The 14,493-nt window shown below is 61.5% G+C and carries 17 protein-coding genes; 2 read left to right on the top strand and 15 right to left on the bottom strand.

Features of this window, described 5'->3' with window-relative positions; genetic code table 11:
* The first annotated feature begins 19 nt into the window (after nt 1-19).
* Nucleotides 20-1,336, top strand: coding sequence for a serine protease (locus ASD58_RS01650; protein WP_082565160.1), 1,317 nt, complete (start codon nt 20-22; stop codon nt 1,334-1,336).
* Nucleotides 1,333-2,310, top strand: coding sequence for an FHA domain-containing protein (locus ASD58_RS01655; protein WP_057259355.1), 978 nt, complete (start codon nt 1,333-1,335; stop codon nt 2,308-2,310). The genes ASD58_RS01650 and ASD58_RS01655 overlap by 4 nt, the downstream gene beginning before the upstream one ends.
* Here the strand turns inward: ASD58_RS01655 and ASD58_RS01660 are convergent, their stop codons facing one another.
* The 15 genes from ASD58_RS01660 to ASD58_RS01730 all read right to left on the bottom strand — a co-directional run bounded on the left by ASD58_RS01660 (nt 2,311) and on the right by ASD58_RS01730 (nt 14,491).
* Complete coding sequence (locus ASD58_RS01660; protein WP_057259356.1) at nt 2,311-2,721, bottom strand: VOC family protein; 411 nt, start codon at nt 2,719-2,721, stop codon at nt 2,311-2,313.
* 17 nt (nt 2,722-2,738) lie between these two features.
* The gene (locus ASD58_RS01665; RefSeq protein ID WP_057259357.1) at nt 2,739-3,599 is read right to left on the bottom strand and encodes a hypothetical protein; all 861 of its coding nucleotides are present in this window, start codon (nt 3,597-3,599) and stop codon (nt 2,739-2,741) included.
* 10 nt (nt 3,600-3,609) lie between these two features.
* A complete protein-coding gene (locus ASD58_RS01670; RefSeq protein WP_057259358.1) occupies nt 3,610-3,912 on the bottom strand; it encodes a hypothetical protein in 303 nt (100 codons plus the stop codon).
* Nucleotides 3,913-3,965: 53 nt separating this feature from the next.
* On the bottom strand, nt 3,966-4,550 hold the full coding sequence (locus ASD58_RS01675; protein ID WP_057259359.1) for a hypothetical protein: 585 nt from the start codon (nt 4,548-4,550) through the stop codon (nt 3,966-3,968).
* Nucleotides 4,551-4,596: 46 nt separating this feature from the next.
* Nucleotides 4,597-5,511 (bottom strand): cupin-like domain-containing protein, encoded by a 915-nt coding sequence (locus ASD58_RS01680; RefSeq protein WP_057259360.1) that lies wholly within the window; start codon nt 5,509-5,511, stop codon nt 4,597-4,599.
* Nucleotides 5,512-5,515: 4 nt separating this feature from the next.
* A complete protein-coding gene (gene ispF / locus ASD58_RS01685; RefSeq protein WP_057259361.1) occupies nt 5,516-6,013 on the bottom strand; it encodes a 2-C-methyl-D-erythritol 2,4-cyclodiphosphate synthase in 498 nt (165 codons plus the stop codon).
* Nucleotides 6,010-6,693: a 2-C-methyl-D-erythritol 4-phosphate cytidylyltransferase gene (gene ispD, locus ASD58_RS01690; RefSeq protein ID WP_057259362.1), complete on the bottom strand. Its 684-nt coding sequence runs from the start codon at nt 6,691-6,693 to the stop codon at nt 6,010-6,012. The genes ispF and ispD overlap by 4 nt, the downstream gene beginning before the upstream one ends.
* Nucleotides 6,690-7,397: a hypothetical protein gene (locus ASD58_RS01695; protein WP_057259363.1), complete on the bottom strand. Its 708-nt coding sequence runs from the start codon at nt 7,395-7,397 to the stop codon at nt 6,690-6,692. Before ASD58_RS01695 ends, ispD begins: the two co-directional genes overlap by 4 nt.
* A gap of 4 nt (nt 7,398-7,401) precedes the next feature.
* Entirely contained in the window at nt 7,402-7,959 is a 558-nt protein-coding gene (locus ASD58_RS01700; RefSeq protein ID WP_057259364.1) for an NUDIX domain-containing protein, read from the bottom strand.
* A 170-nt stretch (nt 7,960-8,129) separates the two neighbouring features.
* Nucleotides 8,130-8,435, bottom strand: a complete 306-nt coding sequence (locus ASD58_RS01705; RefSeq protein ID WP_057259365.1) for a DUF2818 family protein — start codon at nt 8,433-8,435, stop codon at nt 8,130-8,132.
* Between the two features lie 3 nt (nt 8,436-8,438).
* Nucleotides 8,439-9,923 (bottom strand): NADH-quinone oxidoreductase subunit NuoN, encoded by a 1,485-nt coding sequence (gene nuoN / locus ASD58_RS01710; RefSeq protein ID WP_057259366.1) that lies wholly within the window; start codon nt 9,921-9,923, stop codon nt 8,439-8,441.
* Nucleotides 9,924-9,945: 22 nt separating this feature from the next.
* Nucleotides 9,946-11,454, bottom strand: coding sequence for an NADH-quinone oxidoreductase subunit M (locus ASD58_RS01715; protein ID WP_057259367.1), 1,509 nt, complete (start codon nt 11,452-11,454; stop codon nt 9,946-9,948).
* A 24-nt stretch (nt 11,455-11,478) separates the two neighbouring features.
* Nucleotides 11,479-13,527, bottom strand: a complete 2,049-nt coding sequence (gene nuoL, locus ASD58_RS01720; protein ID WP_057259368.1) for an NADH-quinone oxidoreductase subunit L — start codon at nt 13,525-13,527, stop codon at nt 11,479-11,481.
* A 32-nt stretch (nt 13,528-13,559) separates the two neighbouring features.
* Nucleotides 13,560-13,862 (bottom strand): NADH-quinone oxidoreductase subunit NuoK, encoded by a 303-nt coding sequence (nuoK, locus tag ASD58_RS01725; RefSeq protein WP_057259369.1) that lies wholly within the window; start codon nt 13,860-13,862, stop codon nt 13,560-13,562.
* The gene (locus ASD58_RS01730; RefSeq protein WP_057259370.1) at nt 13,859-14,491 is read right to left on the bottom strand and encodes an NADH-quinone oxidoreductase subunit J; all 633 of its coding nucleotides are present in this window, start codon (nt 14,489-14,491) and stop codon (nt 13,859-13,861) included. Before ASD58_RS01730 ends, nuoK begins: the two co-directional genes overlap by 4 nt.
* Nucleotides 14,492-14,493: the final 2 nt, after the last annotated feature.

Consider the following 14,493-nt stretch of genomic DNA (forward strand, 5'->3'; position numbering starts at 1 on the left):
CCCCGAGTCGAAAGATTAGATGAAATTCACTAAACTGGCTTTACTACTGACTTTGACTTGGGGCTGCGCGACAGTCAACGCGCAACAGGCGCCAGCCCCCGCCCCCGATGCAGTCGCCCTGCCGACGCCATCGAGCACGGCGCAAAAACTTTACTCCGCCGCCAAGGCAGACCTGCTGCAAGTTCGCTCGCTGTTGAAAACCGGCCGCACCCAGTCTTCGGTTGGTTCCGGCTTCCTGGTCGGCACCTCCAACCTGGTCCTGACCAACTACCACGTCGTCTCGCAATTCGCGCTCGATCCGGATACCTACACCGGCGAGTGGGTCGATACTGCCGGCCAGCGCGGCAATATCGAACTGCTGGCGGTGGACGTGCTGCACGACCTGGCCGTGGTGCGCGTGAACCGCTACGGCACCGGCTACTTCAAGCTGGGCGACAAGCCGGTCACGCTGACGCAAGGCCAATACCTTTACTCGCTGGGCAATCCGCTCGACCTGGGCTTTGCCATCTCGGAAGGCGCGTTCAACGGCGTGATCGCGCGCAGCTTCTACGAACAACTGATGTTCACCGGCCCGATCAACGCCGGCATGAGCGGCGGCCCCAGCGTGACTGTCGATGGCGCAGTGGCAGGCATCAACGTCTCCAAGCGGCTGGATGGCGAGCTGGTGTCCTTCCTGGTGCCGGCCCGCTACGCGCAAGAACTGCTGAAAAAAGTCGATCCGGAAGCCAAGCCGCCGAAAGACTTCACCGCCATCGTCGCCCAGCAATTGCTGGTGCACCAGAAGGCCATGATCGACCAGCTGCTGGCCAAGCCCCTGACCGCCAAGGCCATGGGGCCGTACTCGGTGCCGGTGCGCGAGTCGGAGCAGATGCGCTGCTGGGGGCGCTCCAACGACCGCGACTCGTTCTCGGTGGAAGTCACCAACTGCCAGATGGAATCGTCGCTGTTCGTTTCCGGCTCGCTGCAGACCGGCCAGGTGCAGATCCAGCATCAGTACATGAAGAGTACCGGCCTGGATGAAGTGCGCTTTGCCGTCTTGTCCAGCAACTCGTTCAAGAACGAGAACTTCGGCAGTCACAAGGACAAGCGCCTGACCGGCCCGATGTGCACCGAACAATTCGTCAAGAACAGCACCCTGCCGATGCGCGCCGTGATGTGCGTGCGCGCCTACCGCAAATTCGACGGCCTGTATGACTTCGCCCTGCTGACGTCCAGCACGGACGAAGGCAAGATGAACCTGCAAAGCCGCCTCGATGCACGCGGCGTGTCGTATGAAAACGGCCTGCGTGCCTCGCGCGCCTTCCTCGAATCACTGGCGCGCGAGGGCAAGAAATGAACGGCCCATTCTTCATCGAGACGCTGGCGCGCAACGGCGATGTGCTGCATCGCCACCGCGTCGACAAGCTGCCGATTACCATCGGCCGCGGCTACAACAACGATTTCATCCTCGACGATGCGCACACAGCGCCCACCCACGCGGTAGTGGAGCTGGCCGAAGACGGTGCGCTCGTGATGCGCGACATGGGCAGCCAGAACGGCATCGTGGCACACGGCAAGCGCCAGCCGTCGGTGCCGATCAATGGCACCACGGTAGTCCGCCTTGGCCACACCCGCCTGCGCGTGCGCGATGCTGCATTCCCGGTCGAAGCCGAAGTCACCGACACCACCATGCACGCATGGGAAGGCGGCGTGCCGGCGCTGGCTGGCATGGCGTTGATTGCACTGTTCGTCGGCGTGACCGAAGCGCTGTCCGATACCGGCGCCTTCCAGGCCATCCGCTACTTGCTGGTGATTGTCACCGGCATTGGCGCCGGCATGGTGTGGAGTGGTGTCTGGGCATTGGCCAACCGCCTGTTCGGCGGCCATGCGCGCCTGGGGCGCCACCTGTTCATCCTCGGCAGCGGCCTGGTGGCGATCGGCGCGTGGAAGGCTTTGAGCAGCGTGCTGGCCTATGCCTGGTCGGCGGAGGTATTCACGCGCTACGGCAACCACGTGGTGATGCTGATCCTGGTGGCGATGATCTACAACCACCTGCGCACCGTCAAGCCGCTCAAGCCGCGCGCCTTCATTTCTTCCTGCGCGGTGTTCCTGGCTCTGGGTTCGGGCCTGATCCTGATGCGAAACTACGAAGGTGCCGGCCGCCTGCGCGATGAACTGTACATGTCCGTGATCCTGCCCCCTGCGGTACGCCACAGCCAGGACCACAACCTGGATGAATTCATGGGCGAGGCAGCCAAACTGAAAGCGGCAGCCGACGACGCGCGCAAGTCCTCGAAGCTCAAGAAAGACGACGAGGACGACGACGACTGATCAGCTCGCGTAAGGCGCGCCGCGCAATTCGACGGTGTTGCCTTCGGGGTCGTTGACGTAAATCGACGGCCCCTCGCCTTCCGCGCCATAACGCAATTCGGATGGCCCGTTTGCCACATCATGCGCGCTCAGGTGAGCCCGGATCGCCGCCTCGTCGAACGGTTCGACGCGGAAGCAGAAATGGTCGACATTGCGGCCTTCCTTGCCCGGTGCGGCGCCGCCCATCATTCCCAGTTTCTTATCGACGGGCACCAGGTCCACCAGCGAGCTGCCGGCGCGCAGTTGAATCAGGCCGATCTCGTCCTGGAGGCGCTCGATGGTGCAGCCAAGTACCTCAGTGTAGAAACGGATCATGCGGTCGGCATCGACGACACGCAGCACGATGTGGTCTATCTCGCGAATCTTGATCAACGGATGTCTCCTGTTGTTTATGCGTCGGGAATGGGGTTGCTGCCGGAGACGGGCACGTAACGCCCGCCGCGGAATTCGAATTTCATCGCCTGGTCGATGCGCTGCGCCGGTGCATTGCCTTCCTTGCCCGCCTTGCTCATCGCACCGGTGAAGCGCAGCGTCAGCGCGCCCGCACCTGCAGTGTCCCAGCGGCCTTCAATGGCATAGCATTGGCCTGGCGGTACTTGATCGCCGGCGTAGACCGGATCGGCAGGCTGCAAGCCTTGTACGATACCGTCCAGGCGCTCCACGCAATCAGGGCGCGAATACACGTTATTGCCTTTGATCTTCTGCAGCACCAGCGGCTGTGCTTTCACGCCATCGACACCGATCGCATACAGCGCGAACACGTCCACACAATGCCCCTGCCAGCAGCTTCCCCATGTGACTTGCAGCGCTTGGGACCTACCCGACAAGGCGACAGGCGCCATCTGCGCCCGCCCCTCGAAGCCCTGCAGGGCGAACGGCTCCTGGCGCTTGGCAACCTTCCAGCCATCCTTGCCGGGCTTGAAGATGTAGGCCGCCAGGCCAGCTGGCGTGCCATGCGCGACTTGCGGATCGCCGCCGTCCCCGGCCGGCATCATGGTCGCCAGCAGCACCAGGCGGTCCGGCGCCACGCGCACCACCTGGCGCGGGACCACAATGACATTGCGCTTCTTGCCCTGCTTTGTGTTCCAGCCGCGTGTTACGGAACTGGTCGCGATCGGCTGCACTCGCCCGCCCTCCTCGTCTGCCCACTTGGGGAACGCGATTTGCAGCAATTCATCAGGCTGGGGATCGGCCGCTTGTGCGAACGACAGGGCGGGCACCGCCAACAATACTGCGAGTGCAGGCTTCATCGATGTTCTCCTAGATCCGCAAGCGGCGGCGGTCATTGAGGAAGGTCTCCAACTGCGCCGGCGCCAGTACCTGGACCGGGTCGCCATGGTAGACATACAGGTAAGGCTCGCCGCCCAGTCGGTCCGTCATTTTAGCCAGCACGAGGAAGCAAGTACCCAGCGGATGAATGGACGTGTCGCGTAATTGGCGCGAACATTCCACCCGCATTTCCGGGCTGAACGCCTGCCCATTCACCGGCCGCAGCACCACCCGGCCATATTCCTCCACCGACTCGACCGCCACGTCGCGGTAATCAAAAGTATCCCTGGTCATCCCGCGATCTTACCCGATCCACCTCAACGCCGCCTAAAAGACAGGTGCAGCGATTATTTGCGCCAGAAGCGCGACCAGAAGCGTGTGCGTGGCTCTCTGAACTTGAACGGTCTCGCTGCAGCGACGGCAGGCGCAACTTCAATTTGCTCAGCCAGTTCATCAAGGTAGAGTCGAACCTTGCTGAGCGGGTGATCCGGGAACTGGGCGTCGTACTCCGGGGAGTCTGCACGATTGCGCATGAAGTCGGCCTTATGGCGCGGATCGTAGGGATCTTCCTGCCACGCTTCGATTGGCACATTGAGCGATGCGAAAATCATCGACTCCCGCATGCCGGTGATGCCGCCCTCGGAACTCTGGATTTTGAACACATATGAGCAGTTCGCAAACGGCAAGGTGAAGCAAGCAATGAAGACCAAACCATGGGGTTCCATCCGGCCCTTCAGGACCGTTCGCACTGCAGGAAGGCCCGCAATCGAAACCGGATCCACTTCGACCATGGCGAGGCCGCCTGACTCCGCAGCGTCGCGATAGAAGGCCCGCAGCGCATCCGCATCATGGACATCTGCTCCGATATCGGGCTCCATCCCAAAGTAATTGATGGACAGGACATCGCCTGCCGCATTCTGGAAATACGCCACTGACTCTTCGGATTGGACCAGTGTCTACTGCGAAGGGAGCTTAAAGTTATCGGTGCAAAGCATATGGCAAACCGCGTGCCCAGCGGTTGGATGAAAGTGAGAATGTGAGCGCGCGCACCTGGTGGTACCAGCCGGCGGGAACGTACAGCATGTCGCCCGGCTGCACGATCACCTCGATCATCGTGGCCTGGCGCGCCAACGGGTAGCGCTCGAAGTCCGGCGACTCGGGATCGAACGGGCTGCCGAATAACACCGGGTTCGCTTCGCGCGTGTAGAGGAATTCATCGTGGTGCGGCGGTGACAGGAAGATCCGCTTGCTGCCCCACACTTGCGCAAAGATGTTGTCGTCGAAGTCGCTGTGCAGCGGCGTGACCGTTCCGGCAGGACCGATCCAGAAACGCGGCGGCCCCATTTTCTCGAAATACGTTGGCCAGTGGCACAAGCTATTCAGCTCGCGCAGCTCGAGGTTGCCGAGGTATGGCGGCAGGCCTTCGGTCGCCTCGGCGAGGTCGAGGTATTCGCGCATGGTCGTGTCCAGCATCGCGCGGTCAGACGCGAACGCGGTGCCGATATAGTCGCCAACGCGCGCGCGCACGTGCACATCGCCGAATCGCTCGCGCAGCACTTCAGGGCCGAGCGCACAGATTGGCCAGCGCGCCACGGCGCCGGGAATCAGGAACGGCAATCCTTCCCGCGCCCGCGCGCGGAACGCGGTCGCACTCATCGGACGAACACGCGGCACCGCATCAATGGCCGGCAAGGCGCGGGCCGCAGCACGGATTGCCTCGCGCATCTCCTGCATCGACGATACGCCGCGCACCTCGGCATCGCGGCGTTCGCGTGCTTCAGCTTTGGCAGCCTGGGCCGCCTCGCCGGCCGGTACCTTGCGCGAAGCATCGAGTGGCGGCAGGCGTGATGCTGCGCTGGACGACGGATCGCCCGGCGGCTGGTTGGATGTCATGGCTTTACGCCCCTTGGCGCAGCACCAGCAGTGCTACAGCCTCGGCGTTGATGCCTTCTTCGCGACCGAGATAACCGAGCTTCTCGTTGGTCTTGGCCTTGACGTTCACGTGCCCGACCGGCACCCCCAGGTCGGCAGCGATATTGGCTGCCATGGTGGCGATATGCGGCGCCATCTTCGGGCGCTGGGCGATGATGGTGCAGTCCACGTTGCCGATGTCGTAGCCGGTCGCGCGCACGCGCTTGGCCGCCTCGCGCAGCAGCACGCGCGAATCGGCGCCGCGGAATTCTTCTGCGGTATCCGGGAAGTGCTTGCCGATATCGCCCAGCGCGGCCGCGCCGAGGATGGCGTCGGTAATCGCATGCAGCAGCGCATCGGCATCCGAATGTCCGAGCAGGCCGCGTTCGTGCGGGATCTCGACCCCGCCAAGAATCAGCTTGCGGCCTTCAACCAGGCGGTGCGAGTCGTAGCCCTGGCCGATACGGAATGGGAGTTGCGTCATTTTGAATCCTGTCCTAAGTACATTTCTGCGATCGCGATATCGGCCGGCAGCGTCACCTTCATATTGCGCGGGTGGCCTTCCACCAGCTTCGGGGAAAAGCCCAGCATCTCGATCGCGCTGGCATCATCCGTGATGGCGCTCGGGTCCGGTGCCAGCGCCAGTGCGCGCAGCAACAGCGCATATGAAAACATTTGCGGCGTCTGCGCCAGCCACAGGCCATCGCGCGGCGTGGTCTGCACGGCGCCTGAGCGCGTGGACTTTACAGTGTCCACTACCGGCAGCGCAAGCAGGCCACCGCCCTCGTAATCGCCAACCGCGGCAATCAGCTTCGCGATCAGGGCTGGCGTCAGGCCGGGACGCGCCGCATCGTGCACCAGCACCATGTCGTCATCGCCCACATTGGCGCGCATCGCGCGCAAGCCGTTCAGGATCGACTCCATGCGCGTGGCGCCGCCGCAGCGCAGGATCGTTACGCCGCGCTCCGGCGTGATGGAATCGATATAGCCGTCGCCGGCGCTCACCACCACGTAGGTGTGCGCAATCAGGTCGCTTTGGCGGAAGGCGTCCAGCGTGTGCTGCAGCATCGGCACGCCGTTAATCGGCAGGTACTGCTTTGGGCTGGCGGCAACCATGCGTGCGCCGACACCTGCGGCGGGAATCAGTGCGAAGTATCGCTTCATTTTTTGCTACGTGACTTCCTTAAAATTGTTTGTATCTCGCCGTTGCATGCCTTGCCCAGGCGGGCATATTCTGCCGGCGAGTCGATCAGCGCCTGCTGCACTTCGACCTTGGCCATTTCGGCTTTGATGTAGGGCAGCCAGCCGCTGTCGATTTCGTGCGCCAGCGCCGAGCGTGCAGTGCCGGCGGGTGCGTACAGCGGCTTGGCTTCGAAGCGCCGCGCCAGCGCCGACCGCACAACTTCTTCCACCTTGACCAGATGGTCCATGTACGCGTTCATGTGCCGCAGTTCGTGCGTCAGGATCTCCGCATAGCCGCAAGTGCCCGGCGGGAACTCGTTTCCGACATAGATGCGCACCGGTGCATACGTCAACTGCACCTTGATCTGCGGCGCCACGCATTCATAGCCGCTGCCAGGATCGATCAGCATCGGTCCATCGAGGCCGATCTGCACGCGCGACTCGGTGCGGGTCAGGCCCAGCACGTAACCGGTAGCCGGCATCTTCTCGGTGCGCATGGCCGAAAGCTGCTTGTACGAGAGCTGGGTGTTGACCGTGTAGCCGTTCTGGCGTGCCGACAGCACCGAGACGGTCTTGCTGATCGTGTCTTCGCAGCGGATCTGGAACGGCGTGCGCTGCACTTGCGCTGCCTGTGCCTGGCTTGCCGCGAGGGCGCCAACCAGCAACAGGCTGCGCAAGGCGCTCATGGCCTCAGTCCAGCTTCCAGGCGCCGGAGCGCAGTTTGTCGAGCCAGAAGGCGCCGATCACAGTTTTCACGTCAGTGATTTTGCCGCCGCGGACCCAGTCCAGCATTTCGTCCACGCTGACTGTGATGGTTTCGATGAACTCACCGTCGTCCAGTTTTACTTCGCCGGCGGTCAGGCCGCGCGCCAGGTAAATGTCCAGGTGCTCGTCCGAGTAGGCGATGGCGTTGTGGATGGTGCTGACGAATTGCCAGTCGGTGGCGGTGTAGCCGGTTTCCTCTTCCAGCTCGCGCATGGCGCAGGCCAGCGGGTCTTCACCCGGGTCGATCTTGCCGGCGGGGAGTTCGATGAAGACGCGGTCGTTCGGGTAGCGGTATTGGCGTTCCAGCAGCACCTTGCCGTTGTCCAGCACCGGGATGATCACTACGGCGCCAGGATGGCGGATGTATTCGCGCTTGGTGTGCTTGCCGTCGGGCAGGCTCACCGTGTCGCGGTGGACTTTGAGGAAGCCGCCGTCGTAGGCGATGCTGCCGTCTATTTTGGTTTCTTTGAGATGCTTGTCCATGTTTTGCTTTTTAAACCCGGTAAGGCGGGGTCTTTGGGCTTGTGGTAAGGGTTGTGCGACTTTGACCTTCTCAAAAAGTCAAAGGCTTAGAACCCTATCAACGGCTTCGAGACCGTTCGGGGTCTGACCCTGCGCCGGATGGCCGTCCCGTCAGACCCTGGTTTACCGGTTTATTGGTGATGTTTACGCAGGTAGCGTACCACGAAGCCAGGAAAAGCAAACACCAGGAAAGCGAACGCCGCGACCCAGTAGAACTCCCAGTTCTGAGGAAACGCGGTGCCGATGCGGGATTCAAGCGCGATGCCAATGCCGCCCACGGCGACATACAGCACTGCCAGTTCCGCCAGCCGCACCAAAAATGGCTTGCGCGCGGCCTTCAGCGGAATCATGGCAAATACCTTCTCGTTCAGAAAAGGCAGGTTGGCGGCCACCACTGCAAGCAGGATGACCAGCCAGGATGATGCATTGACGTCCATCGATCAGGAAGCCAGGGTCTTCTGCATGGCTGCCAGGCAGGCATTCAGCAGCGGGCCTGGGATCATGCCCAGCACCACAACGGCCAGGCCGTTCAGTGTCAGAACGATGCCCTTGTCGCTGCTAACCACCAGCGGGGTGCTGTCAGCCGGTTCGTCGAACCACATCACTTTCACGATGCGGATGTAGTAGAACGCGCCCACCAGCGAGAACATCACGGCGAACACGGTCAGCCACACGGCACCGGTAGCCAGCACCGATTGCAGTACCGCGAACTTGGCGGCAAAGCCCATCATCGGCGGCACGCCAGCCAGCGAGAACATCAGCACGGACATCAGCAGCGCATAAACCGGGCTGCGCTTGGACAGGCCCTTGAAGTCGTCGATTTCTTCCGCTTCGAAGCCCTTACGTGCCAGCACCATGATCAGGCCGAACGAACCGACGGTGGTCATGACGTAGGTGATCGCGTAGTACATGGCAGCCGAGTAGGCAGCAGCAGCGTTGTCGGTCTTGTGGCCAGCCACGCCAGCCAGCAGGCCAAGCAGCACGAAGCCCATCTGCGCGATGGTGGAGTAAGCCAGCATGCGCTTCAAGTTGGTCTGCGCGATGGCGGTCAGGTTACCGATCGCCAGCGACAGCACGGCCAGGATCATCAGCATCTGCTGCCAGTCGAACGCCATTGGCAGCATGCCTTCCACCAGCAGGCGCACGCAGATAGCGAAGGTCGCCAGCTTCGGTGCACCGCCCAGCAGCAGGGTCACGCCGGTCGGCGCACCCTGGTAGACGTCCGGTACCCACATATGGAACGGCACGGCGCCCAGCTTGAAGGCGAGACCGGCCACCACGAACACCAGGCCGAAGGTCAGGATGGTCGGGTTGACAGTGCCGGAGCCGATGACGGCAGCCACGCGGGAAATATCCAGCGAACCGGTCGCACCGTACAGCATCGACATGCCATACAGCAGGAAGCCGGAGGCCAGCGCACCCAGGATGAAGTACTTCATCGCAGCTTCGGTAGCGCGGGCGTCGTCGCGGCGCAGCGCCACCAGGGCGTACAGCGACAGCGACATCAGTTCCAGGCCCAGGTAAATGGTCAGGAAGTTGTTTGCCGAGATCATCACCATCTGGCCCAGCAGGGAGAACAGCGCCAGGACGTAGAACTCGCCGCCCAGGTTACCGCCCAGCATGCCGCGGTCGGTGGAGTACTGGCGCGCATACACCAGCGTCATCGCCATGGTCAGATAGGAGAACAGTTTCAGCAGGTTGCCCATCGGGTCGCTGATGAACATGTTCGAGAACGCGTACACCGTGCTGCCGGCCGTGTAGTCGGCAAAGCTGAAGAAAGCCGCGCCGACCAGGGTGGCCAGCGTCAGCATGTAAGTGATCGCACGTTTGCCCTCTGCCAGGAACATGTCGATCAGCAGGATCGCCGAAGCAGCGATCAGCAGAAAGACTTCTGCGTAGAGCGGGATCAGGTTAGTGGTATTCATGAAAACTTGGTCCTATTTGCAATCAAGGGGCCACGACTGGCAGCTTGCTTTGGGCAGCATGCGCCAGCAGGTCGGCCACGGAAACCTGCATCACGTCCGTGAATGGCGCTGGGTACAGGCCCATCACCAGCACAGCGATCGCCAGGATGCCCAGCATCAGGAACTCGCGGTTGTTAACGTCGGTCAGTTCTTCCACGTGCTTGTTGGTGATCGCGCCGAAGATCACGCGCTTGGCCATCCACAGGGAGTAAGCCGCGCCGAAGATCAGGGCGGTAGCAGCCAGGATGCCGGTCACGAAGTTGAACTGCACGGCGCCCAGGATCACCATGAACTCGCCTACGAAGCCGGAGGTGGCCGGCAGGCCGCAGTTAGCCATGGAGAACAGGATGAACAGCGCTGCGAACTTAGGCATCTTGTTCACGACGCCACCGTAGTCGGCGATCTGGCGCGAGTGCATGCGGTCGTACAGCACGCCGATGCACAGGAACATTGCGCCGGAGATGAAGCCGTGCGACACCATCTGCACGATACCGCCCTGCACTGCCATGTCGTTGAACATGAAGAAGCCCAGGGTCACGAAGCCCATGTGTGCGATGGACGAATACGCCACCAGTTTCTTCATGTCTTTCTGCACCAGGGCCACCAGGCCGATGTAAATCACGGCGATCAGGGACAGCACGATCACCATTGGCGCCAGCTTGTGCGAAGCGTCAGGCACGATCGGCAGCGAGAATCGCAGGAAGCCGTAAGCACCCAGCTTCAGCATGATCGCGGCCAGAACTGCGGAACCGCCGGTCGGCGCTTCCACGTGCACATCCGGCAGCCAGGTGTGGACCGGGAACATCGGCACCTTCACGGCGAAGGCCATGAAGAAGGCAAAGAAGATCGCGATCTGCTCACCCATGGTCAGCGGCAGCTTGTGCCAGTCCAGGATGTTGAAGCTTTGCGACTTGTTGTACAGGTAGATGATGGCAACCAGCGTCAGCAGCGAGCCGAAGAAGGTGTACAGGAAGAACTTGAACGCTGCGTAGATGCGGTTGGCACCACCCCACACGCCGATGATGATGTACATCGGGATCAGGGTCGCTTCGAAGAAGAAGTAGAACAGCAGGCCGTCCATGGCGGCGAACACGCCGATCATCAGGCCCGACAGGATCAGGAACGCGCCCATGTACTGCGCCACGCGTTCGGTGATCACCTCCCACGCCGAAATCACCACGATCACGGTGATGAAGGCGGTCAGCGGGATGAACCACATCGACAGGCCGTCAATGCCCAGCGAGTAGAAGATGTTGAAGCGGTCGATCCAGGCTGCTTTCTCGACGAACTGCATGCCGTGGGCCGCCTTGTCGAACTGCGTCATCAGCGGGATGGTCGGCACCAGGGATACCAGGGCGCCTACCAGCGACAGCACGCGCACCATGCCGGCACGCGTATCGCGGCCGATGGCCAGTACGATCAGGCCGAAGACGATCGGTACCCAGATCGACAGGCTGAGGTAAGGAGGTAGAGTATTAATCGTTGACTGCATTTGTTATCTCTTTTGCGTCAGCTGTTAAGCGTGCCAAAACGGCAGGAAGTACACCAGGAAGCCCAGGATACCGATGATCATCACGAAGGCGTAGTGATAGATGTAGCCGGTCTGGAACATCTTGGTGATGCTGGAGAACCAGCCCACCACCTTCGCCGAACCGTTCACCAGCAGGCCATCGATGATGGCGCGGTCGCCCGCTGCCCACAGGCCCTCGCCCAGCAGGCGTGCGCCGCGGGCAAAGACAGCCTCGTTGAACTTGTCCATGTAGTACTTGTTGTCCAGCAGGGTGTGCAGGAACTTGAACTTGGCATAGAACCAGGCCGGCACTTTCGGATTGATCATGTAGCAGTAGTAAGCCGAAGCCACGCCTGCAATCGCCAGCCACAGTGGCAGCGTGGTCAGGGAGTGGATCGCCATGGCAACCGGGCCGTGGAATTCTTCCGCCAGTTCGTGCATCGCGTGGTGGTTTTCGCCGACGAAGATCACGTCTTTGAAGAAGCCGCCGAACAGCATGGGTTCGATCGCGATTGCGCCAATGATGACCGACGGGATAGCCAGCAGGATCAGCGGCAGGGTCACTACCAGGCCTGGCGAATGCGGCTTCTCGCCTGGAGCCAGGCCGTGGTGGCCGTGGTCGTCTTCTTCGGCTTCGTCAGCGTGGTGCGAATCGTGGTCGTGGTGGTGTTCCTTGCCGAAGTTCTCCGGGCCGTGGAACACGACGAAGTACATACGGAAGGAGTAGAACGCGGTCACGAACACGCCAGCCAGCACGGCGAAGTTGGCAAAGCCAGCGCCCGGCAGGTGGGTTGCGTGCACGGCTTCGATGATCATGTCCTTCGAGTAGAAGCCGGAGAAGAACGGGGTACCGATCAGCGCCAGGGAGCCCAGCAGCGAGGTAATCCAGATGATCTTCAGGTACTTCTTCAGGCCGCCCATATTGCGGATGTCCTGGTCGTGGTGCATCGCCATGATGACGGCGCCTGCGCCCAGGAACAGCAGTGCCTTGAAGAAGGCGTGGGTCATCAGGTGGAACACGGCCACGGAGTAAGCCGAAGCGCCCAGCGCCACGGTCATGTAACCGAGCTGCGACAGGGTCGAGTATGCCACCACGCGCTTGATGTCGTTCTGGATGATGCCCATGAAGCCCATGAACAGCGCGGTAATCGAACCGATCACCAGGATGAACGACAGTGCGGCGTCCGACATCTCGAACAGCGGCGACATGCGGGTCACCATGAAGATACCGGCGGTAACCATGGTTGCCGCGTGAATCAGTGCCGAGATCGGGGTCGGGCCTTCCATCGAATCAGGCAGCCAGACGTGCAGCGGGAACTGCGCCGACTTGCCCATGGCGCCGATGAACAGGCAGATACAGGCCACCGAGATCAGCGCCCAGCCGAAGCCCGGCAGGGTGCCGTTGACCAGCACGTCCTTCTTGGCGAACACTTCCTGGTAGTCCATGGAGCCGGTGTAAGCCAGGATCAGGCCAATGCCCAGGATGAAGCCGAAGTCGCCCACGCGGTTGACAAGGAAAGCCTTCATGTTGGCGAAGATGGCGGTCGGGCGGGTGTACCAGAAGCCGATCAGCAGGTAGGACACCAGGCCCACAGCTTCCCAACCGAAGAACAGCTGCAGGAAGTTGTTCGACATCACCAGCATCAGCATCGAGAAGGTGAACAGCGAGATGTAGGAGAAGAAGCGGTTGTAGCCTTCGTCTTCAGCCATATAGCCGATGGTGTAGATGTGAACCATCAGCGACACGAAGGTCACCACGTTCATCATCATCGCGGTCAGCGCGTCGATCTGGAAGCCGACAGCCAGCTTGACACCGGCCACGGTCATCCAGCGGTACACGTCCGCGTTGTAGGTAGCGCCATCCATCACCTGCAGCAGGGTCTGGAACGAGATCAGGAAAGCGATCAGCACGCCCAGGATGGTCGCGGTATGCGACACCTTGCGGCCAACGACATTGCCGAAGAACTTGGTGCCCAGCAGGCCCGCGATTGCGGAACCTGCCAATGGCGCCAACGGAACGGCCAGAAGGAGGGTTGGGTTAAGTTGCCCCGTCATGATTTACCTTATCTATTTTTCGAGGTTTTAACTTAGCCTTTGAGGCTGTCCAGGTCTTCCACGTTGATGGTGTCCAGGTTACGGAACATCACCACCAGGATCGCGAGGCCGATTGCCGATTCGGCAGCCGCCACGGTCAGGATGAAGAAGACGAAGATCTGCCCGGCCGCGTCGCCCAGGTAGTGCGAGAACGCGATGAAGTTCATGTTCACTGCCAGCAGCATCAGTTCGATGGCCATCAGCAGGACAATGACGTTCTTGCGGTTCAGGAAAATACCGACGATCGAGATCGCGAACAGGATCGCGCCCAGGATCAGTACCGAGGATAAAGTCATGGTGCCTCCTTCGTTTCCGCTGCTGCGACCGGAGCGTGGACGGTGGCGTCCATCTTCACGATCTTCAGGCGGTCATTACGCTTGACGCGGACGGCAGCGCCCGGGTCGATAGCCTTGGTGTCCTTGCGCTTGCGCAGGGTCAGCGCCACGGCGGCAACGATTGCCACCAGCAGGACCACGGCTGCGATTTCAAACGCGTAGACGTACTCGGTGTAGATCTTCAGGCCCAGTGCCTTGGTCTGGCCGATGGTGTTGGCCGCCGCAGGTACCGCAGTGCCGGTGCCCGGGAAGGCACGCCAGATCACGGCCGACATTTCGATCACGATCACGCCGCCCACGACAGCCGCCACGGGCAGGTAATTCCAGAAGCCGGCGCGCAGCTTGTCGATGTCGATGTCGATCATCATCACGACGAACAGGAACAGGACCATCACGGCGCCGACGTACACCAGCACCAGAACGATGGACAGGAATTCGGCTTTCAGCAGCATCCAGATGCCGGCCGCCTGGAAGAAGGCCAGCACCAGGAACAAGGCAGCTTGCACCGGGTTGCGAGCCGTAATAACGCGCAGCGATGCCAACACCAGGATGGCACCGAACACGAAGAACAAGATATCAGTGAAGTTCATTT

It is taken from the genome of Duganella sp. Root1480D1 (genome assembly GCF_001427305.1).
GTDB lineage: Bacteria > Pseudomonadota > Gammaproteobacteria > Burkholderiales > Burkholderiaceae_D > Rugamonas.

Bases quoted from the DNA above. Each gene is read 5' to 3' on its own strand.
- ASD58_RS01650 (WP_082565160.1), top strand. From the start codon at position 20: ATGAAATTCACTAAACTGGCTTTACTACTGACTTTGACTTGGGGCTGC.
- ASD58_RS01655 (WP_057259355.1), top strand. From the start codon at position 1,333: ATGAACGGCCCATTCTTCATCGAGACGCTGGCGCGCAACGGCGATGTG.
- ASD58_RS01665 (WP_057259357.1), bottom strand. From the start codon at position 3,599: ATGAAGCCTGCACTCGCAGTATTGTTGGCGGTGCCCGCCCTGTCGTTC.
- ASD58_RS01670 (WP_057259358.1), bottom strand. From the start codon at position 3,912: ATGACCAGGGATACTTTTGATTACCGCGACGTGGCGGTCGAGTCGGTG.
- ASD58_RS01680 (WP_057259360.1), bottom strand. From the start codon at position 5,511: ATGACATCCAACCAGCCGCCGGGCGATCCGTCGTCCAGCGCAGCATCA.
- ispF (WP_057259361.1), bottom strand. From the start codon at position 6,013: ATGACGCAACTCCCATTCCGTATCGGCCAGGGCTACGACTCGCACCGC.
- ispD (WP_057259362.1), bottom strand. From the start codon at position 6,693: ATGAAGCGATACTTCGCACTGATTCCCGCCGCAGGTGTCGGCGCACGC.
- ASD58_RS01695 (WP_057259363.1), bottom strand. From the start codon at position 7,397: ATGAGCGCCTTGCGCAGCCTGTTGCTGGTTGGCGCCCTCGCGGCAAGC.
- ASD58_RS01700 (WP_057259364.1), bottom strand. From the start codon at position 7,959: ATGGACAAGCATCTCAAAGAAACCAAAATAGACGGCAGCATCGCCTAC.
- ASD58_RS01705 (WP_057259365.1), bottom strand. From the start codon at position 8,435: ATGGACGTCAATGCATCATCCTGGCTGGTCATCCTGCTTGCAGTGGTG.
- nuoN (WP_057259366.1), bottom strand. From the start codon at position 9,923: ATGAATACCACTAACCTGATCCCGCTCTACGCAGAAGTCTTTCTGCTG.
- ASD58_RS01715 (WP_057259367.1), bottom strand. From the start codon at position 11,454: ATGCAGTCAACGATTAATACTCTACCTCCTTACCTCAGCCTGTCGATC.
- nuoL (WP_057259368.1), bottom strand. From the start codon at position 13,527: ATGACGGGGCAACTTAACCCAACCCTCCTTCTGGCCGTTCCGTTGGCG.
- nuoK (WP_057259369.1), bottom strand. From the start codon at position 13,862: ATGACTTTATCCTCGGTACTGATCCTGGGCGCGATCCTGTTCGCGATC.
- ASD58_RS01730 (WP_057259370.1), bottom strand. From the start codon at position 14,491: ATGAACTTCACTGATATCTTGTTCTTCGTGTTCGGTGCCATCCTGGTG.